This is a genomic window from Saccharothrix obliqua, from assembly GCF_019375475.1.
In the GTDB taxonomy this organism is placed as follows: Bacteria; Actinomycetota; Actinomycetes; order Mycobacteriales; family Pseudonocardiaceae; genus Actinosynnema; species Actinosynnema obliqua.
Genome location: NZ_JAHXGQ010000008.1, coordinates 359,291 through 378,243 on the forward strand (window position 1 = coordinate 359,291; position 18,953 = coordinate 378,243).

General features: G+C 73.8%; 18 protein-coding genes. 9 read left to right on the forward strand and 9 right to left on the reverse strand.

Features of this window, described 5'->3' with window-relative positions:
- Nucleotides 1–3 precede the first annotated feature (3 nt).
- Together KZQ38_RS25285 and KZQ38_RS25290 are read right to left on the reverse strand one after the other, a co-directional pair.
- Nucleotides 4–945 (reverse strand): DUF8189 domain-containing protein, encoded by a 942-nt coding sequence (locus tag KZQ38_RS25285; protein ID WP_219445108.1) that lies wholly within the window; start codon nt 943–945, stop codon nt 4–6.
- Between the two features lie 119 nt (nt 946–1,064).
- On the reverse strand, nt 1,065–1,367 hold the full coding sequence (locus tag KZQ38_RS25290) for a DUF1905 domain-containing protein (protein WP_219445109.1): 303 nt from the start codon (nt 1,365–1,367) through the stop codon (nt 1,065–1,067).
- 106 nt (nt 1,368–1,473) lie between these two features.
- Between KZQ38_RS25290 and KZQ38_RS25295 the strand changes: the two genes are divergently transcribed.
- A complete protein-coding gene (locus tag KZQ38_RS25295) occupies nt 1,474–2,292 on the forward strand; it encodes a DUF1684 domain-containing protein (protein WP_219445111.1) in 819 nt (272 codons plus the stop codon).
- 52 nt (nt 2,293–2,344) lie between these two features.
- Here KZQ38_RS25295 and KZQ38_RS25300 read toward each other — a convergent pair whose 3' ends face one another.
- Both KZQ38_RS25300 and KZQ38_RS25305 read right to left on the reverse strand, forming a co-directional pair.
- Entirely contained in the window at nt 2,345–3,646 is a 1,302-nt protein-coding gene (locus KZQ38_RS25300; protein ID WP_219445113.1) for an aminotransferase class V-fold PLP-dependent enzyme, read from the reverse strand.
- 257 nt (nt 3,647–3,903) lie between these two features.
- Nucleotides 3,904–4,299, reverse strand: coding sequence for a MarR family winged helix-turn-helix transcriptional regulator (locus KZQ38_RS25305; RefSeq protein ID WP_219445115.1), 396 nt, complete (start codon nt 4,297–4,299; stop codon nt 3,904–3,906).
- 81 nt (nt 4,300–4,380) lie between these two features.
- On the opposite strand from KZQ38_RS25305, the gene KZQ38_RS25310 reads away from it, so the two are divergent.
- The gene (locus KZQ38_RS25310; RefSeq protein WP_219445117.1) at nt 4,381–5,451 is read left to right on the forward strand and encodes a substrate-binding domain-containing protein; all 1,071 of its coding nucleotides are present in this window, start codon (nt 4,381–4,383) and stop codon (nt 5,449–5,451) included.
- A gap of 128 nt (nt 5,452–5,579) precedes the next feature.
- On the forward strand, nt 5,580–6,608 hold the full coding sequence (locus tag KZQ38_RS25315; RefSeq protein ID WP_219445119.1) for an aliphatic amidase: 1,029 nt from the start codon (nt 5,580–5,582) through the stop codon (nt 6,606–6,608).
- A 43-nt stretch (nt 6,609–6,651) separates the two neighbouring features.
- Here the strand turns inward: KZQ38_RS25315 and KZQ38_RS25320 are convergent, their stop codons facing one another.
- Complete coding sequence (locus KZQ38_RS25320) at nt 6,652–7,395, reverse strand: aminoglycoside 3'-phosphotransferase (RefSeq protein ID WP_219445120.1); 744 nt, start codon at nt 7,393–7,395, stop codon at nt 6,652–6,654.
- Between the two features lie 135 nt (nt 7,396–7,530).
- Here KZQ38_RS25320 and KZQ38_RS25325 point away from each other — a divergent pair, with 135 nt between their 5' ends.
- Nucleotides 7,531–8,001: a DUF6069 family protein gene (locus tag KZQ38_RS25325; protein WP_219445209.1), complete on the forward strand. Its 471-nt coding sequence runs from the start codon at nt 7,531–7,533 to the stop codon at nt 7,999–8,001.
- 52 nt (nt 8,002–8,053) lie between these two features.
- On the opposite strand, the gene KZQ38_RS25330 is transcribed toward KZQ38_RS25325, so the two are convergent.
- Nucleotides 8,054–8,836, reverse strand: a complete 783-nt coding sequence (locus KZQ38_RS25330; RefSeq protein ID WP_257902147.1) for a class I SAM-dependent methyltransferase — start codon at nt 8,834–8,836, stop codon at nt 8,054–8,056.
- A gap of 50 nt (nt 8,837–8,886) precedes the next feature.
- Here KZQ38_RS25330 and KZQ38_RS25335 point away from each other — a divergent pair, with 50 nt between their 5' ends.
- Together KZQ38_RS25335 and KZQ38_RS25340 are read left to right on the forward strand one after the other, a co-directional pair.
- On the forward strand, nt 8,887–9,480 hold the full coding sequence (locus KZQ38_RS25335) for a TetR/AcrR family transcriptional regulator (RefSeq protein WP_219445121.1): 594 nt from the start codon (nt 8,887–8,889) through the stop codon (nt 9,478–9,480).
- 208 nt (nt 9,481–9,688) lie between these two features.
- Complete coding sequence (locus KZQ38_RS25340; protein WP_219445122.1) at nt 9,689–10,168, forward strand: hypothetical protein; 480 nt, start codon at nt 9,689–9,691, stop codon at nt 10,166–10,168.
- A 112-nt stretch (nt 10,169–10,280) separates the two neighbouring features.
- Here the strand turns inward: KZQ38_RS25340 and KZQ38_RS25345 are convergent, their stop codons facing one another.
- On the reverse strand, nt 10,281–11,207 hold the full coding sequence (locus KZQ38_RS25345) for an alpha/beta hydrolase family protein (protein ID WP_219445123.1): 927 nt from the start codon (nt 11,205–11,207) through the stop codon (nt 10,281–10,283).
- Nucleotides 11,208–11,329: 122 nt separating this feature from the next.
- Between KZQ38_RS25345 and lexA the strand changes: the two genes are divergently transcribed.
- On the forward strand, nt 11,330–11,977 hold the full coding sequence (gene lexA, locus KZQ38_RS25350; protein ID WP_219445124.1) for a transcriptional repressor LexA: 648 nt from the start codon (nt 11,330–11,332) through the stop codon (nt 11,975–11,977).
- 12 nt (nt 11,978–11,989) lie between these two features.
- On the opposite strand, the gene KZQ38_RS25355 is transcribed toward lexA, so the two are convergent.
- Nucleotides 11,990–13,309: an amidase family protein gene (locus tag KZQ38_RS25355; RefSeq protein WP_219445125.1), complete on the reverse strand. Its 1,320-nt coding sequence runs from the start codon at nt 13,307–13,309 to the stop codon at nt 11,990–11,992.
- Between the two features lie 122 nt (nt 13,310–13,431).
- Between KZQ38_RS25355 and KZQ38_RS25360 the strand changes: the two genes are divergently transcribed.
- Both KZQ38_RS25360 and KZQ38_RS25365 read left to right on the forward strand, forming a co-directional pair.
- Nucleotides 13,432–17,472, forward strand: coding sequence for a TIR domain-containing protein (locus KZQ38_RS25360; protein WP_219445126.1), 4,041 nt, complete (start codon nt 13,432–13,434; stop codon nt 17,470–17,472).
- Nucleotides 17,469–18,191, forward strand: a complete 723-nt coding sequence (locus KZQ38_RS25365) for a DUF5919 domain-containing protein (RefSeq protein ID WP_219445128.1) — start codon at nt 17,469–17,471, stop codon at nt 18,189–18,191. The genes KZQ38_RS25360 and KZQ38_RS25365 overlap by 4 nt, the downstream gene beginning before the upstream one ends.
- On the opposite strand, the gene KZQ38_RS25370 is transcribed toward KZQ38_RS25365, so the two are convergent.
- Nucleotides 18,155–18,946 (reverse strand): aminoglycoside adenylyltransferase domain-containing protein, encoded by a 792-nt coding sequence (locus KZQ38_RS25370; protein WP_219445130.1) that lies wholly within the window; start codon nt 18,944–18,946, stop codon nt 18,155–18,157. The genes KZQ38_RS25365 and KZQ38_RS25370 overlap by 37 nt on opposite strands.
- Between the last annotated feature and the right edge of the window lie 7 nt (nt 18,947–18,953).

Below are 18,953 nucleotides of genomic sequence, written 5' to 3' on the forward strand. Positions count from 1 at the left end.
CGGTCAGCCCCACCAGGTGTGCTGCAACCGCCCGTTCCCGCCCACCGCGTAGACGTCGATCCGGCGGTCGCCGGTCTTGACGGCGGTGGGCGCGGAATTCACCGAACCACCCAGGTCCTCCCAGGCCGACCAGCCGGCGCCCGCACCCCACCAGCGGTGGAGCAGGGTGTTGGAGGTGCTGCGGGCGAAGACGTCCAGGCGACCGTCGTCGAACGCGATCACGGACGGCGCGGACCGGATGGTGCCACCCAGGTACTCCCACTCGCTCCAGCCGCCGCCGGACGTCCAGTACAGCTGCCACAGCCCGTTGTCGGTGCCGCGGACGAACACGTCCAGCCGGTTGCCCGACCACCAGCTGACGGCGGACGGGCTCTCCTCGAACTTGAGCCCGCCGAGCTGCTCCCAGTCGGCCCATGGCTGGTCGATCGTGCCGTAATGCCAGGAGTGCGTCAGGTGGTCGTCCAGGCTGCGCGCGAAGAGGTCGACGCGGTCACCGTGCAGGCGGGTGGCGGAGGGCGCGGCGGAACTGCGGCCCCCGGTGTAGCCGTGCTGCGCGCCCCACCGGCAGTAGTCGGGCGGGGAGCACCGGAGCGCGCTGTCGAGGTAGTTCACGTCGTTCTCGGAGGTCGTGTAGTAGACCTCCGCGTTCAAGCTCGTGCCGGCCTTGGGGCGGCCCGTGATCACGGACGGCGCGGTCAGGGTGTACATGTGCTCCGGCTCCCAGACGACCGGCGCGGGGCCGCCGGCCTTCGCCCGCACCAGCTTGCCGCCGGCGTCACGGGCGTAGAGCGACGTGCCGGGCGCGAAGCCCGGTCCGCTCTCCAGCGCCGCGCCGCCGAGGTCGGTCCACGGGTGCCAGTTCGCCAGCGCGGGCGTGGGCAGGGCCACCGCGGTGGCGACGCCCAGCGCCGCGCCGAGCAGGACCGAGGTCAACCGTCTTCGCATGATCACTTCTTTCGTGGGTGGCGTTGATCGGGACTATGCCGCCCACCGCGCGTCGCGGGCAACGTTGCTGCGGCGATCGGGCACTTCGGACGCCGGCCGGGCACTGTGGACGGAGGTCGTCAGAGGTCCACGACCTCGACGCGGACCTCCGCCGTGCCGCCCGGTGCGAGTGCTTCCGCCTGCCGCACGGCCCGCTTGACCGGCAGCACGTAGCAGCCGCTCGCGGCGTCCGGGAAGATCGAGGTGGCCCACGTGCTGCCACCCAGCGTCGCCCGCACCCGCAGCGAGCCGAAGCCGTTGCGGCGGCCGGCGGACCGCTCCCGGATCTCGTCGGACGCGTCGGCGGGCAGGCTCACGAACGTCCAGGTGTCGACGCGTCGCGCGTCCCACACCCACAACTCGGCGGCGAAGTCGATGACCACGCGCCGAGCATCACACAGGGGTACGACAACCACGGCCGTCCCGCCCAGTGGGACGCGGAATAGCCCGTCCACGACCCCGTTGGCACCGTTGACGGCATTCCACGGAATGAGGTGCACGGTGAGCGGTGTGGAGCAGGAGCGGGCGACCGGGTTCGCGCAGCGGTGGCGGGAGTGGCAGGCCGACCGGGTGTCGAGCCTGGCCGACCCGTACGGCTGGCTCGCGCTGGTGTCCCTGGACTGGTTGGGCGACCAGCCCAAGGCGTACCCGGGGCTGCCCGGCTTGTGGTGGCAGGACGACGATGCGGCGTACTTCGACCCGCAGGGCGCGGAGGCCCGGTACGAGGGCGCGCCCGTGCGCGAGCGGCTGCGGTTCGAGCTGGTCCAGAGCGGTGCCGGCACGCGGGTGGTGGCGGGTGACGTGGAGATCGAGGTGGCGCGGCGCGGCGGCTACCTGATCCGGGTGCACGACCCGAAGGCGCCCGTGCTCGCCGCGTTCCGCGGGGTGCCCGCCTACGAGCCCGCGGAGGAGTGGGTGCTGACCGGCTCGTACGAGCCGTTCGACGAGCCGCGGCCGACCACCGTCGGCGCGGTCGTCGAAGGGCTCACCCACGTGTACTCGGCACCGGGTGTCGTCCGGTTCCGGCACGGCGGCGAGGAGCACGCCCTGACCGCGTTCAACGGTGTGAACGGCGGGCTGAGCATCCTGTTCACCGACGCGACCAGCGGGGTCACCACGTACGCGGCGAACCGGTCGCTGTCCGTGCCGCCGCCCGCCGCGGACGGGTCGGTCGTGCTGGACTTCAACCGCGCGGAGAACCTGCCGTGCGCCTTCACCGATTTCGCGACGTGCCCGCTGCCCCCGGAGGGCAACCGGTTGCCGTTCGCGGTCGAGGCGGGGGAGCGCACCCCGTACGAGCGGGCCTGAACCCGGCGCGGACGCCCACCCGACGCGGTGGGCGTCCGTCCACACCGGACGGTCAGCGGCGCAGCCCGGCGATGACCTCCAGCGCCCGGTCCACTTCGGCGGGGGTGTTCATGACGCCCGTGCCGATCCGCACGAACGGGGGCGTGTTGGAGTAGGTCGACTCGGACAGCCGCACGTGGTGGTGCGCGGCGTGGTCGATGACCTCCTGGTTGGTGAAGCCGTCGACCGTGAAGCAGGTGATGCCGGCCGACAGCTCCGGCGCGAGCGGCGTGTGCACGCGCACGCGCCGGATGCGCCGGAGCCCCCGGCGTGCCCGGTCGCCCAGCTCGGCGATGCGCGCGGCCACCGCGGGGCGGCCGATCTCCTGGTGCAGCGCCACCGCGACGGGCAGCGCGAAAGCGTGCTCGTACGCCAGGAAACCGCCCGGCGACAACGCCGCCGCGCCCGCCGAGCCGACGAAGCTGATGAACGTCGGCCGGAACTGGTCGATCGCGGTCGGCGACACCCACACCAGACCGGTGCCGCGCGGCCCGAACAGCCACTTGTGGGTGCCCGCGACGAACACGTCCGCGCCGAGGCGGGCGGCGTCGGCGTCGATCGCGGCCAGGCCGTGCACGCCGTCCACCACGAGCAGGCAGCGGTCGGCGGGCGCGCGCCCCTCGTTCGCCGCGCGCACCACGGCGGCGATCTCCGCGATCGGCGACCGCAAACCCGTGCTGGACTGCACCCACGTCGTGCCGACAACCCTGGTGGTGGGCCGGATCTCGGCGGCCAGCCGCTCGGTGATCTCCCGGACCGTCGTGGTGGTGACGTCGCGGAAGAGGCTGGTGAACCGGACCGACGCGCCGAACTTCGCGGCGGCCAGCCGCGCGGCGGTCCGCTGCGAGGTGTGGTCCTCCTCGGTGAGCAGGAACTCCTGGCCGGGCTTGACGACCAGGCCGTTGTAGACGACGCCGAGCCCCACCGAGGTGCTGGCGGTCATCGCGATCTCCTCGGCCCGGCCGCCGATGTAGTCCGCGAGCGAGGACCGCACGCGGTCCCAGCCGGTCGGCCCGTCCGGCAGCGACAGGCCGTGCGAGACGGCCAGCGGGTCGGCGTCCACCTGGCGGGCCAGGTGCTCGATGGCGCGGCGCACCGGCGTCGGGTGCGAGGAGATGTAGAACATGGCGAGGTTGGTCCAGCCGGGCTCGGTCCGGAACAGCCGGCGCACCGCGGCCCAGTCCACCGCGCCGTCCGGGCGGCGCACCACCTCCGCGTCCCGGGCGAGCGCGGGCGCGGGCGGCGCGCCGGCCACCACCAGCCCGGTGGCGGCGCCCAGTCCGGCGAGCAGGTGGCGACGGTTGATCGACGACATGGAATCCCCTTTCCCCACGGGTTTCGACACGCGTGCGAATTGCTCGGCGGCGGTTCGCCGGTCCATTCGAGCACGGGCCCGGTAACCCGCGTTGCACCGATCGCGCACACTTCGGGTCGGTCCGGCGCGTGGTTTTCGCGTCCAGTGCGCGGCAAAACGCGCCGCGCCGCGCGCGGTGGGGCGTCCCGGTGGTCCTCCCGGGCAGTTCCGCTGCCCGTTGGGGCAGCACGGACGGCATTCCTCCGCCGCGGCGCCGACTACGTTTCGGCGAGGCGGAGCAGGAAGTCGAGGACGTCGGGCTCCGCGTGGCCGAGCAGTCGCCGCTCCACGTCGGCGACCTTGCCCGCCAGGCGCTTGTGCAGCGCGCGGCCACGTGGGCTGAGGTAGACGCGGACGCGGCGGCGGTCCTCGGGGTCGACCTCGCGGTACGCGAGGGCCGTGCCGACGAGCTTGTCCACGACGCGCGTCACGGTCGGACCGCTGGCCGGCGTGCGTGCCGTCAGCTCCGTCATGGTGAGGCCGCGTTCCTCGGCCAGTGCGGCGAGCACCAGCCACTGGTCGACGGTGAGCCCGTCCGGGCGCAGCACTTCCTCCACGTGACCGGTCACCACGCGGACCGCCCTGGTGAGTGCTCTGGTCAGGGGTTCGCGCACCGGTCCTCCTCTTGCGGAAAAAGCACCCGATTGTAAAACTCGCGGTGGACGGTGACAGCCCACAGGTCGAGAGTTGTCCGGATGGCCGGTGTCGCATCGCGGGACGCCCGCGCCGACTGGCGGGTCGCGCTGGTGGTCCCCCTCCGGGGGCCGGCCGGCCTCTTCGGGCCGTCCTGCGAGGCGATCGCCGACCTCGCCGCGCGCGAGCTGAACGCGGAGGGCGGCCTGCTCGGGCGCGAGGTGTCGTTCGAGGTGGTGGACGGCGGCGCGGAACCGGCGCGGGTCGCGGCCGAGCTGGACGCCCTGATCACCGCCGGGCGGGTGGACGCGGTCAGCGGCTGGCACATCTCGTCGGTCCGCAACGCGGTCGCGCCGGTCGTCGCCGGGCGCGTGCCCTACGTGTACACGTCGCTGTACGAGGGCGGTGAGCGCAGGCCCGGGATCTTCTGCTGCGGCGAGACACCGCGGCTGCAACTCGCGCCCGCGCTCCGGTGGCTGCGGGACAACGTGGGCGCGCGGAACTGGTTCGTGGTCGGCGACGACTACGTGTGGCCGCACACGTCGACCGCCGCGGTCCGCCGCTACGCGCGCGAGCTGGACCTGCGGATCGCGGGCGAGGCGTTCGCGAGCCTGGGCGGCGACATGGCGGGCCTGGTGGACCGCGTGGAGCGGACGCCGTGCGACGGCGTGCTGATGCTGCTGGTCGGGCAGGACGCGGTGGAGTTCAACCGGCGCTTCGCGGCACGCGGGCTCCACGAGCGGCTGGTGCGCTTCAGCCCGCTGATGGAGGAGAACATGTTGCTGGCCAGCGGTTTCGGGGCCACGCGCAACCTGTTCGTGTCGGCGGCGTACTTCCGGTCCATGGTCAACGCGGACGCGATGGACCTGCTCGGCCGGTACGTCGGGCTGCACGGCCCGGACGCGCCGGCCCTGAACAACGCGGCCGAATCGTGCTACGAAGGGTTGCGCGCGTTGGCGGCGCTCGTGCGGCGGGCGGGCACGGCGCGGCTGCCCGAGCTGAACGCGGCGATCGACGGCGTGGCCTACCACGGTCCACGTGGGACGGTCGAGTTCCGCGGGCAGCAGGCGAACCAGTACGTGCACCTCGCCGTCGCGGACGGCTTCGACTTCGACGTGGTCACCCGCCTCTGATCCCGGGCAGCCCTTGACGCACCCGCGCGAGCCACTTACCTTCATCTGAAAATATTACAGGTGGTGCCAACCGGGCCGGGTCACCGCGGTGGCCCGACGTCCGAACCCGCTCCGGCCAAGGAGAGTCGATGCGACACGGTGACATCTCGTCCTCGCCCGACACCGTCGGCGTCGCGGTGGTGAACTACAAGATGCCGAGGCTGCACACCAAGGCGGAGGTGCTCGACAACGCCCGCAGGATCGCCGAGATGGTGGTGGGCATGAAGACCGGCCTGCCGGGCATGGACCTGGTGGTGTTCCCGGAATACTCGACCCAGGGCATCATGTACGACCCGGGCGAGATGTACGAGACGGCCGCCACGATCCCCGGCGAGGAGACCGACATCTTCGCGGCGGCCTGCCGGGAGGCGAACACCTGGGGCGTTTTCTCGATCACCGGCGAACGTCACGAGGAGCACCCGGACAAGCCGCCGTACAACACGCTGGTGCTGATCAACAGCGCCGGCGAGATCGTGCAGAAGTACCGCAAGATCCTGCCGTGGTGCCCGATCGAGGGCTGGTACCCCGGCGACACCACGTACGTCACGGACGGCCCGAAGGGGCTGAAGGTGTCGCTGATCATCTGCGACGACGGCAACTACCCGGAGATCTGGCGCGACTGCGCGATGAAGGGCGCCGAGCTGATCGTCCGCTGCCAGGGTTACATGTACCCGGCGAAGGAGCAGCAGGTGTTGATGGCCAAGGCGATGGCGTGGGCCAACAACTGCTACGTGGCGGTGGCCAACGCCGCCGGTTTCGACGGCGTGTACTCGTACTTCGGCCACTCGGCGATCATCGGCTTCGACGGGCGCACCCTCGGTGAGACCGGCGAGGAGGAGTACGGCATCCAGTACGCGCAGCTGTCCGTGTCGGCGATCCGCGACGCCCGCCACCACGACCAGTCGCAGAACCACCTGTTCAAGTTGCTGCACCGGGGTTACACCGGCGTGCACGCGGCGGGCGAGGGTGATCGCGGGCTGGCCGACTGCCCGTTCGACTTCTACAAGACCTGGGTCGGCGACGCGCGGAAGGCGCAGGAGAACGTCGAGGCGATCACCCGTGACGCGATCGGCGTGGACGCCTGCCGCGTGGGCGACCTGCCCGTCCGGAACGACTGACCCCACGACGCCCGCCGTCCCCTCCGCGCTGGGGGCGGCGGGCTCAGCAGAACTCGTCCAGCAGGCGGTAGTAGCCGATCCGCCACGGGTCGGCGCCGGTCCGCTCCGCCACCCACTCCGCGATGTCCGGCCCGTACGCGGGGTTCAGCTCCGTCGTCGCCATGGACCTGGTCAGCAGCGCCAGGTCCACGTGCCGGTCGGCCACGCCGAGCCGGCCGACGTCGAGGATGCCCGTCACCGCCAGCCGGTCCGGGTCGAGCAGCACGTTCGGCAGGCAGAAATCACCGTGGCACACCGCGAGGTCGGCCCGTTCCGCCGCCTCCGCCCGCGCCCGGCCGGACTCCAGTTCGCCCAGCAGGTCCACCGCCGACCGCCCGCGCGGGGTGTCCTCGTCCACCAACCCGGCCGAGACCCGTTCCGCCGCGACCCCGACCACCACGGCCAACCGCCGGTCGAAGGGGCAGTCCGCCACCGGCAGCGCGTGCAGTGACGCGAGGAACGCCACCAGTCGCTCGGCCGCGAGCCGGACCGACGTGCGTGGCAGGTCGCTCGCCGGGACGCCGGGCAGGGCGGAGGTCACGAGCGTGCTCGCCCCGTCGTCCGACCAGTCCAGCACGCGTGGCGCGGCGACACCGACCGAGTCGAGCCACTGCAACCGGTCGCGCTCCGCGCGCAGTTCATCGCGGGCGTGCGGAGCGGTCGCCGTCTTGGCGAAGGCCCGGCCGTCCGGGCTGCGGTGCACGCTCGCGGCGGAGTGCCCCGTCGTCACCGGTTCCCATGCGTGCATGTCCGCCATTGTTCTCGATCGGGGAGATCGTCACTCGGACGGGTGGTCTCGGACGAGCGGGGCGCGGTGGTCGGCGCGACACTGTCCGCGGTTGGACGCGCGTGTACCCGGAAGGCGGTGGCGGTGACCGTTCCGATGGACGTTCCCGAGGAGTCGGGCGCCGGCAAGGTCGACGCCGGCAGGCTGTGGGCCGGTGGCGTCGCCACCGCGGTCGTCGCGGCGTTGATCGCGGTGGTCGGCATCCTGATCGCCCGCGGCCTGCTGGGTGTCGCGGTGCTGGCCCCGCACGGCGAGGGCGCGTGGGGCAACGCGAACACGGTCACCTACGCGTTGGGCGCCGCGTTGGCGGGCCTGCTGGCGACGGGGCTGCTCAACGTGCTGCTGGTCGGCACACCGCGCTCGGTGCAGTTCTTCACCTGGATCATGTTGCTGCTGACCGCGATCGCCGTTCTGCTGCCCCTGACCATCGGCGGCCTGGAGGGCCCCGGCATCGCGACGGCCGTGATCAACCTCGTGCTGGGCGTGTCGATCACCGTCATCCTGAACGGCGTGGGCCGCAGCGCCATCCGCGGTTACCCGCAACCGTCCCCGCGCTCCTACGGCTGATCCTCCCGCATGTCATCCGTCCTCAGTGGACACATGCGCGGAACCGCCGTTCCTACAGGCGTCGAACCGCAAGGCCCACGGTGCTCTCGTTGGTGGTGAATGTGCCGCCGAGCGCGTCAACCGCAGCACCGACCTCGTCCAACACGGCCGCGAGCCGGTCCGCCGGCAGCCGGGTCAGCGTCCCCTGCGTCGGCAGCAGGTCCAGCAACTGGTCACGCGTGTAGTGCTCCTCGTGGTCGAACCGCCACCGCTCGGGCGTCCCGAACCCACCCGCGTCCCGAAGCCCGTCCGCCGCCGCGGTGATCATCGCCTGGTAGGCGTCGGCGGGGGAGGCGGCGGCGCGGAGGTCGACGGGCGAGTCGGGGACCGCGCGGTGGTACGCGTCGGCGAACGCCTCGGCCACGGCGGGCGGAAGCTGGAAGACGTGCCAGAACACGGCGAACAACCCGTTCGGCCGCAGCACCCGGAGCACCTTCCGGGCACCCACCGCGGGGTCGACCCAGTGCCAGGCCTGGGCCGCGATCACGGCGTCGAAGTCGCGGTCGGCGGGTTCCCACGTCTCGAAGGTGGCGATGTCGACCGGGATGCCGGTGGTGCGTGCGAACGCGGCCATCCGCGCGTCGGGCTCCACGCCGAGCACAGCGCACCCGGCGGCCCGGAGTTGCCGGGCGACGATGCCGGTGCCCGTGCCGACGTCCAGGACGTCCGGGCCGGCGGCGGCGATGCGGCTCACCAGTTCGGCGGGGTAGCGGGGACGGGTGCGGTCGTAGCGCTCGGGGTCGACGCCGAACGACTCGGCCATCCGCCGGTGCTGGTGCGGGGGTAAAGTGGGCATGTGCCCATCATGGGTGGGCAAGTGCCCACTCGTCAACAGGGGGTTGTGCGGTGCCGACCGGGATGGCCATCCGCGACGTGCGCGAGCAGTTGTTCGACGCGGCCGACCGCGTGCTCCTGCACTCCGGTCCGAGCGCGCTGACCAGCAGGGCCGTCACCACGGAGGCCGGCTGCGCCAAGGGGGTGCTGCACCGGCACTTCGCGGACTTCGACGCTTTCCTCGCGGACTTCGTGCTGGACCGCGTGCACCGGTTGGACGAGCGGATCACCGAGCTGCACCGGTCGGTCGGCGAGGAGTCCGTCGTGGACAACCTGGCCGGCGCCCTGACGGCGTTGTTCGGATCGGTGGCGGTGGCGATCGTGGCCCTGGTGACGTTCCGCGACGAACTCCGCGCCCGACTCCGGGAAACCTGGCCGGCAGGCGTCCCGGTGCTGACCGAGGCGGCGATCGGAATCGCCGCCTACCTGGCGGAGGAGCGAACGGCGGGCCGCATCGCCCCGGACGCCGACGTGGACACCCTGGGCGCGACCCTGATCGGCACCGGTCACCTCCTGTTCGCGGACAGGACGGGCGAGCCGCCGTCCGCCGAAGCCGTCCGCCGAATGGTGGGCACCGTGCTGGGCGGAGTGCTCTCGAAGCCCTGATACACCGCGCCGTTCCGGGGTCCGCGCAATTCCCGGCGCCGGTCGGCCGATTACCGGACCGGTCACGGTCGGAGGGGCGCGTAGGCGGCGTGCCCGGTATCCCCGGTCCCGCGGTGAATTCGACTTCTATGGAAGCTTGTCCGCCTTTTGCGCCGGTGGCAGCATCGCTTCCGCGGCCACCATTGACGCCGCACGAATCGAGGTTCCCATGAGACGTGGAATCAGCGTCCTGTCGGCGATCATCCTCCTGAGCGCGCTGGTGGGGGTGTCACCCGCCCAGGCCGCACCGGCGTTGGGCGGGTGCGACGCCAGGAGCTACAGCGAAGCCCTACCGCCCTACACCACGCACTGGGCGATCGGCGTGCGCGGCATATTCGTGTACTGGCTCCACGCCAATCCCACGAGCGGTTCCGTCACGGCGGATTACCACATCTGCCACCCGGTCGGCGTGCCAGGCCCGCACGCGCTCCCGATCCGCGGCCTGGCCGGGCAACTGCCGTGCACCTCCCCGGGGCCGTTCGCCGCCGTCGAGAACGGGTTGATCGCCTCCTACGACCTGGTCGGCCAGGAGAAGGCGGTCGCCGGCTCGTTGATCCGCATCGAGTACCTGTACCGGTTCTGGGAGGTCAAGGTCCAGGTCCGCCCCGGTGAGTGGCAGTCGTCGGACCCCTTCGTCGCCCGGTGCTGACCCGGCGGCCTCGCCGGTCGCACTCGCGCGGACAGGCCCGCGACCAGTTCATCGGCGGTGACCACCGTGTCGTTGCGACCGGCGACCAGGGCGCGGCGTCGCGCGGTCGGGTTCAGGTGGCCTGGTCGGCGGTTCGGCCGGTGATCCACCGGGCCAGGGTGTCCAGGTAGCCGGGCGCCAGGCGGGTGCCGCCACCCGTTCGGACGCGGTGGTCGGCACCGGGGAACACCTCGACGGTCAGGGTCGCCCGGCTGCCGCGGTCGGGGTGGTGGGCGGCGGCGGCGAAGTGGTGGATGCTGTCGGCGACCGGGACGAGTTCGTCATCGGTGCCGAAGATCGCCAGGTGCGGGCAGTGCAGGCGCGACGCGTCGGGGATCGGGTCGTGGTCCTGCTTGCGCTTGAGGAAGTTCCAGTAGCGCTCGTCCACCTCGGCCGCGTGCTCGCTGAACGCGGTCGGTGGGGATTGGGCGATCCGGGCGGCCTCGGCGAAGGGCGCGTCGCGGCGCCCCGCCTCGGTGATGCGGTCGTAGGCGGCCAGTGCGGCGTCCACCTCGTCGTCGGTGATGCCCTCGGACTTCCGCAGGAGGTTCGCCAGCGCGTAGCGGTCCTGCGCGGCGGGCGTCATGCCCGGACCGCTGTTGGTGATGACCCACGGCACGTCGGCCCGCAGCGCGGTGGCGCGCAGGACGACCCAGCCGCCTTCGCTGTGCCCGAACAGCCCGACGGCCCCGCCGCGGACGCCGGGCTGGGCGCGCAGGAAGTCCAGCGCGGCGGCGGCGTCGGTCGCCAGGTCGTCGACCGTCGCGTCCAGCCAGTCACTGGACGAACCGCCGACGCCGCGCTTGTCGTAGGACAGCACGGCGATCCCCGCGTCCACCAGGTGCCGGCGGATCGGCGGGAAGTGGGTGTCGTTGTCCCGGTCCGACGGCCCCGACCCGCCGACCATGACGACACCCGGCACCGGGGCGCCGCGGTCGGGCACGGTCAGCGAACCGGCCAGCACCACACCGGCATTGGTGAACGTGACGTTCTTCGACAAGACTCCCCCTGAGTCGACGCTGATCACAGCGTAGTGCCGGCGTCCATCCGGTTCGGGTACCGGCGCGAGGCGGAACGGAGAGCGATCTTCGGGCGGGGAAGCCGGTGGCTATCATTCGACAGGTGACCGCCTACGACGATTTCGACGGCCCGGATGCCGCCTCCCTGCCGCCGCGTCAGCAGCAGATCCTCGCGGTGATCCGGGACTGGGTGGTCGAGCACGGCTACTCGCCGAGCACCCGGGAGATCGGTGAAGCGGTCGGGCTGCGGTCCACCTCGTCGGTCTCCAAGCACCTCGCCGCCTTGGAGGACAAGGGTTTCCTGCGTCGCGGTGGCGCGGTCACGCGGCCGATCGACGTGCGTGCGTTCCTCGGCGGGGCGCGCACCGGCGCCACCGGCCCGGTGCCGGTGCCGGTGGTCGGCGACATCGCGGCGGGCGCGCCGATCGCGGCCGAGGAGCACGTGGACGACGTGCTCGAGCTGCCCCGCGAACTCACCGGCCGCGGCAACGTGTTCGCGCTGCGGGTGCGTGGCGACTCGATGATCGACGCCGCGATCTGCGACGGCGACATCGTCGTCGTGCGGCAGCAGCACGAGGCGCAAAACGGCCAGATCGTGGCCGCCATGATCGACGGCGAAGCCACCGTGAAGGTCTACCGGCGGCGTGCCGGCCACGTCCTGCTCGAAGCACGCAACCCCGCCTACCGGGACATCAACGGCGACGAAGCGGTGATCCTGGGCGCGGTCGTGTCGGTCTTGCGCAGCGTCTGAACCCGGCGGGCGTCACGCCTCGCGCAGCACCGCCTCCACCGCCTCGGCCACGCGGAGCAGGCGGGAGTCGCCGAAGGGGTGCGCCTCCAGGCAGAGGCCGACCGGCAGGCCCTCCCGCGTCACCCCGGCGGGCAGCGACACCGCCGGTACCCCGGCGACGGTGCCGGGACCGGCGTTGCGCGTCACCGTCGCGAAGATCGGCGCGGGACGGCCGTTGAGCACGACCACCCGGTCCGCGCCGATCGGCGGCGGCGGTACCGGGGTGGTCGGGAACGCCAGCACGTCCACCCGGCCGAACAGGTCGGCGTAGGCGCGCCGCAGTCGCAGGCGGGCGGCCCTCGCCTCCTCGTACTGGTCGACCGGCAGCGGCACGGCGGTGATCGTTTCGATCAACGCCGCCACGTCCGGCGAGGCGACCCGGTGGTGCCACCCGGCCGGCGGCCCGACCACGCGGCGCGCGAGCAGGCGGGGTGCTTCGAAGAACACCAGGTCGTTGCCGGATCCGGCGGCCACGTCGACGTCGTCGCCGAGGTCGACCTCGACCAGTTCGGCACCCGCGCGCTCCACAGTGGACAGCGCCGCGCGTACCGCGCGCGCCACGTCCGGGTCCAGGTCCCGGAACCGGCTGCGCGGCAGGCCGACGCGCAGGCCCGCGAGCGCGGCGGGGGAGAGGTCGACCGGTTCGCGGGTGATCACCTCGTCCACGGTGCGCACGTCCCGCGCCGTGCGCGCGTGGAGGCCGATCGTGTCGCGGGTCGTGGACAGGTTCACCACGCCGTCACCCGGGTACCGGCCGGTGGACGGGCGGAACCCGACGACGCCGCAGAACGCCGCCGGGATGGTGACCGAGCCACCGGTGTCGGTGCCCAGCGCGAACGGCACCACGCCGAGCGCGACGCCGACCGCGCTGCCGCCGCTCGACCCGCCCGCCGAACGCGTCGGGTCCACCGGGTTGCGCACCGGGCCGAACGCCGCGTTGTCGCTGGTGATCCCGAACGCCAGCTCGTGCAGGTTGGTCTTGCCGAGCACGACCGCGCCGGCGTCCCGCAGCACGCCGACCACGCTCGCGTCCACCTCGGCCGGCGCGGCGCCGAGCAGCGGGCTGCCCGCGGTGGTGGGCAGGCCGCGCACGTCGATGTTGTCCTTGACGGAGAACGGGATGCCCGCCAACGGGCCGTCGCCCGCGGGTGGTTCGCCGATCGCGCCGATCCAGTCGCCGTGCGCCGACGCCCGTGCTCGCGCCGCGGCCGATGCCCGGAGGCGGTCGCGTTCGGCCGGTTCGGCGGCCGACCACTCGGCGAGCGTGCGGGCGGTGGGAACCTCGTCGGCCATGCGACCTCCTGCCACGGTGGTGGTCGGACCGTAGGTTCGGCGGGCCCGTCCGTCAATGTCGGCGCGTGCCGCGTGCTTGTCGGTGGGCGCACGGCGGTGACCGGGCGTGGCAAGCTTGGCGGGTGATCGCCGCCGACGCCGTGGACGGGTGGGACTTCTTCGTCTCCTACACCGCCGACGACCGGGCGTGGGCGGAGTGGATCGCCTGGCAGTTGGAGGACGCCGGGTTCACCGTGCTCATCCAGGCGTGGGACTTCGTGCCCGGCTCGCACTGGGTCAGCCGGATGGCGGAGGGCGTGCGGCGGGCGGAGCGCACGGTCGCCGTGCTGTCCGAGGCGTACCTGCGGTCCGGGTTCGGGCGGGTGGAGTGGGAGGCGGTGTTCCGCCGGGACCCGGCGGGCGCGGCCCGCGCGTTGGTGCCGGTGCGCGTGGAGGACTGCCCGCTGCCGCCGCTGATGGACGGGGTGGTGTCGTTCGACCTGTTCGGGCTGTCGGCGGCGGGTGCCCGGACGCGGCTGCTGGCGGAGATCCGGGCGGTCGTGGCCGGTCGCGCGAAACCGGTCGCCGAGCCGCTGTTCCCCGGTGCGGCACGGGCCGGGGACGAGCCGCTGTTCCCCGGGGGCGAGCGGCTGCCGGCGGGCGGGGGAGGGGAAGCGTTACCGGGCGCGGTCCGGCGCGGGGAAGCACCGACGGGTGTGGTCGGGAGCGGTGCGGGGTGGTTGATGCCCCGGCCGGAGGCGGGGCTCGCCGCACGGCCCGAGTTGGCTGGTCGGCTGGTGGACCGGCTGCTCTCCGCCGACTCCGCCGCGGTCGGCGTGTCGACCACGCTGCACGGCGTCGGCGGGTTCGGCAAGACCACGCTCGCGCAGCAGGTGTGCGCCGACCCGCGGGTGCGGCGGCGGTTCCGGCGCGGCCTGTGGGTGACGCTCGGCCAGGAGGCGGTGGGCGCCGCGCTGGCGGAGAAGGTGTGCGCGCTGGCCTACCAGCTGGCGGGCGTCCGGCTGGACCTGAGCGACCCCGAGCAGGCCGGGCTGCGGCTGGGCGCGTTGCTCGACCGCCACGACGACGTCCTGCTGGTCGTGGACGACGTGTGGTCGGCGGACCAGCTCCGCCCGTTGCTGCATGGCGGGCGGGCGAACTGCGGTCGTATCATCACCACCCGCCGGCCGAGCGTGCTGCCGCACGGGCTGGAGGACGAGGCCATCGTGGTGGACCAGCTCACCGACGCCCAGGCACGTGCCCTGCTGACCGCCGACCTGCCGCCCGTGCCCGAGGCCGACCTGGCGGCGCTGGTCGCGCTCACCGGCCGCTGGCCGCTGCTGGTCCGGCTGGCCCACCGCTGGCTGGTCGCCCGCGTGCGCCGGGGCGCGTCCGCGCACGACGCGGCGGAACGGCTCATCGCCCGGCTGCGCGAGGACGGCCCCGGCACCCTCGACATCGCCGACGAGTCGAGCCGCGCCCACGCGGTGGGCGCGAGCATCCGGGCGGGCACCGACCTGCTGACGCCCGTCCAGCGGGAGCGGTTCTTCCAGCTGTGCGCCTTCCCCGAGGACACCGCCGCGCCGACCGACGTGCTCCAGGCGCTGTGGCGGCTGTCCGCCGCGCAGGTCGAGCGGTTCGGCGAGCTGCTCGCGGACCTCGGGTTGGTGGTGGGCTCCGACGGACCGCGCTTGCAGGACGTCGTGCGGGCCTACCTGCGGGCGGAGGGCCGGGATCGGCTGCGGGACGTGCACGAGGCCGTGGTGGCGATCGCCCGGGACACCCTGCCCGAGGGCGGTGCGTGGTGGCGGTTGCCACCCGACGCCGACTACCTGTGGCGGCACCTGTGCCGGCACCTCGCCGACGCCGGCCGGACCGACGAGGTGGAGGCGCTGGTCACCGACCTGCGGTGGGTGTTGGCGAAACTCGCTCGCGGCGCCCTGTCGTCGCTGGACATCGACCTGGGCGCGGCGCGGGGACCGGCCGCGCGGCGGCTGCGTCGCGCGCTGGTGCAGAACGCCCACGTCCTCGGCCCGCTGGAGCCGCCACGCGCGTTGGCGGACACGCTGCTCAGCAGGCTGCACGGCGTGCCGGAACTGGAACCCGCGGTCGAGGCGCACGTGGCGACGCCCGGTGGCCGACCGTGGCTCTCGCCCCGCCGCCCGCTGCCCGACCAGCCGCACCCGGCGCTGCGGCACGCCCTCACCGGACCCGGTGGCTGGGTGCTGACGACCGCCGCCGCGCCGGACGGCCGCCTGCTCGCCACCGCCGGGTGGGACGCCGCGGTCCGGCTGTGGGACGTGCGGACCGGCGAGCTGCGCCACGTCCTGACCGGGCCGACCGACTGGGTGCTGACCTGCGCGTTCACCCCGGACAGCGCCCTGCTCGTGGCGGGTGGCCGGGACAGCGCGGCACACGTCTGGGGCGTCGCGACCGGTGCGCCGGTGGCCGTGCTGTCCGGTCACGCGAACTGGGTCACGGCGTGCGCCGCCGCACCCGACGGCTCCTGGATCGCCACCGCGAGCGACGACGGCACGGCCCGGACCTGGTCGACCGACGGCACACCACGCCACACCCTCACCGGCCACCGCCGCGGCTTGACCGCCTGCGTGATCGCGCCGGACGGGACGTGGCTGGCCACGGCGTCGTGGGACGGCACGGTGCGCCTGTGGGACCCGACGACCGGCGCGTGCACGGCGGTGCTCACCGGCCACGCCGGTCGGGTGTGCGGGTTGGCCGCCCACCCGGACGGCGTCACGCTGGCGAGCACCGGTGACGACGGCACGGTCCGCGTGTGGGTGCGCGGCGAGCCGGTCCACCGGTTCGACGCGGCGGCGGGTTCGGTGCCCGCCTGCGCGTTCACCCCGGACGGCACCCGCCTGGTCGCCGTCACCGACGACGGTTCCGCCATCGCCTGGGACGTGGCGGCCGGGTCGCCACCGCACCGGTTCCCCGCGCACGCCGGCCCGGCGACGGGTTGCGCGGTCGCGCCCGACGGGACGTGGTTCGCGACCGTCGGCGACGACGGCGCGGCCCGCACCTGGCACACCGCGGACGCCTCGCCACGCGCCACCCTGACCGGGCACACCGGCCCGGTGCTCGCCTGCGCCACCGCACCGGACGGCACGTGGCTCGCCACCGCCGGCCGCGACGGCACGGCCCGCACGTGGGACACCGCCGCCGGCGGCGACCCGACCGCCAACGGGCGCGAACAACCGGTCACCGCGTGCGCGGTCGCACCGGGCGGCACGTGGTTCGCCACCACGGGGCGGGACCGGGCCGCGCACGTCCGGGACGTCGCCACGGGCGCGACGCGGCTGGCCCTCACCGGCCACGAGGACGTCGTCACGGCGTGCGCGATCGCACCGGACGGCACCTGGCTGGTGACCACCGGCCGGGACGAGACCGCGCGGATCTGGGACGTCGCCACGGGCGCCACCAGGCACGTCCTCGGCGACCACGTGGACTACGTGGTCGACTGCGCCATCGCGCCGGACGGGACGTGGCTGGTCACCGCGGGCCGCGACGGCGTCGCCGTGCTCTGGGACGTGGCCTCCGGCGCTCCCGCGCACCGGTTGACCGGGCACCGGGGGAGCGTCACCGGGTGCGTCGTCGCGCCGGACGGGACGTGGCTCGCCACGGCGGGCGACGACGGCACCGCCCGGTTGTGGGATCCGGCGACCGGCGCGGCCGAGGGGGTGCTGCGCGGAGATTCCGGCGTGGCGGCCCTCGCGGTCGCGCCCGACGGCAGCCGCCTGGTCACCGCCGGCCGGAACGGCGTGATCACGCTCTGGGACCCGGGGTCCGGCACGCCGGTCGGCGTGTTCCCCGACCACCGGGGCGGTGCCACGGCGTGCGCGGTCACGGCGGAGTGGTTCGTGACGGCCGGCGAGGACGGCGTGGCCCGCGTGCGGGACCTCCGCACGGGCGCGGAGGTCCACGCGCTCGCCGGGCACGCGGGCGGGATCGCGGCGGTCGCCGTCGCACCCGGCGGGCGGCTGCTGGCCACCGCCGGGCGCGACCGGGTGGCCCGCGTGTGGGACGTGGCGGACGGGCGTTCGCCGACCGGTGTGCGGGTCGGCGGTGAACTGGGCGTGTGCGCCTGGCTGCCGGACTCGTCCGGGCTGGTGCTCGGCGGGCACGCCGGGGTGTACCTCTTCGACTTCCAGGAGGGATCCGCGTGAACCTGGCCGAGGTGGCGCGTGAGGGCTTGCGGGACTCGCGGCGGCGTGCGCGGGTGTCGCCCGCCGAGTACGCGGCGGCGTTGACGCGCCGGCTCGGGCGCGAGGTGACCGCCGACGACGTGGCGGAGTGGGAGACCACGGGCGTCCCGCCGGGCGACGTGGTGGTCGCGGTGCAGGCCGAGCGGTACGCGGACGTGTCCGAGATCTACGTGACGCGGCCCGAGTTCACCCATGCGCGCCCGGTGGAGTCGTTGTTCGACGGCGCGCGGGACGTCCGCGCGGCGGGGCTGTCGCTCGTGCTGCTGTGCCACTGGTACGGCGAGGACCGCATCCGGGCGCTGGTCGAGCGGGGCGCGCGGGTGCAGTGCCTGTTCCTGGAGCCGGAGAGCCGGTCCATCCGCATCCGGGAGCGGGAGGAGGGGTTGACCGCCGGGCAGCTCTCGGCGGTCAACGAGGCCAACATCGCGGTGGTGACGCGGGTGCGCGACGCGTTGTCGGGCGGCGCGCGGCAGCGGTTGGAGATCGGCACGTTCGACGAGACCGTGCGGTTCAACATCACGCTGATCGACCGGCGGTTGTGCATCGCCCAGCCGTACCTGCCGTTCTCCCGCGGCATCGACGCGCCGACCCTGGTCGTCCGCAACGACTCCGACACCGGCCTGTACCCGGTGTTCGAGGAGATCTACGCGTCGCTGTGGAGCCGCCGCTCGCCGCGCTGACCGGCGAGCAGCAGCTCGGCGACCGCGTGCACGAATCCCGTGCCGTCCAAGGGGTCGGCGTCGGCCGCCGCCGGTCCGAGGTCGCGGATCTCCAGCGCGCGGGCGATGACCGGAGCGTGTTCCGGGAACCGGGTCGCGGCCCAGTCGGCGGCCACCGGCTTCGGCGCGAAGTCGCCCCGGTCGAACGTGTAGAGCGACCGGCACGCGCTGAGCACGGCGTAGGACTGGAACGCCGGGTCGTCCGCGGTGCGCAGGCGGTCGCGCAACTCGGCGGCACGCGCGGTCGCGCCGTCCCGCAGGAGCGCCACCGGCACCTCGGCGATGAACTCGGTGGCGGGCGGTCCGACCAGGGCCACCGACCGGGTGCGCACCAGGTGCAGGTTGACCAGCCAGTCCGGTCCGACGTGGAGCAGTTCGAACGGCTCGCCGGTGCGCTTGGCGGCGATCCGCGCGCCGGGGCCGCGGATCGCGTCCAGCGCGGACCGGCCGACGAAGGCGAACTCCACGCGCCCCGCCCACGCCGGGTGCCGTTCGTCCAGGCGGCGGTGCGCGGCTTCCAGGTGGTGGAACGCCGCGCCGGTCGGCTCCGGGTCGGTCACCCCGAACAGGTCGACGTCGCTGATCCGCTCGTCGAACAGCGGCGTGGCGAGCGAACCGTACGCGTACAGACCCGACAGCGAGGGGCCGAGCGCCCCCGACACCTCGTCCACGAGGTCGCGGAGCAGTGCGCGCACAGCGGGTGACCAGTTGTCCACGGTGCGC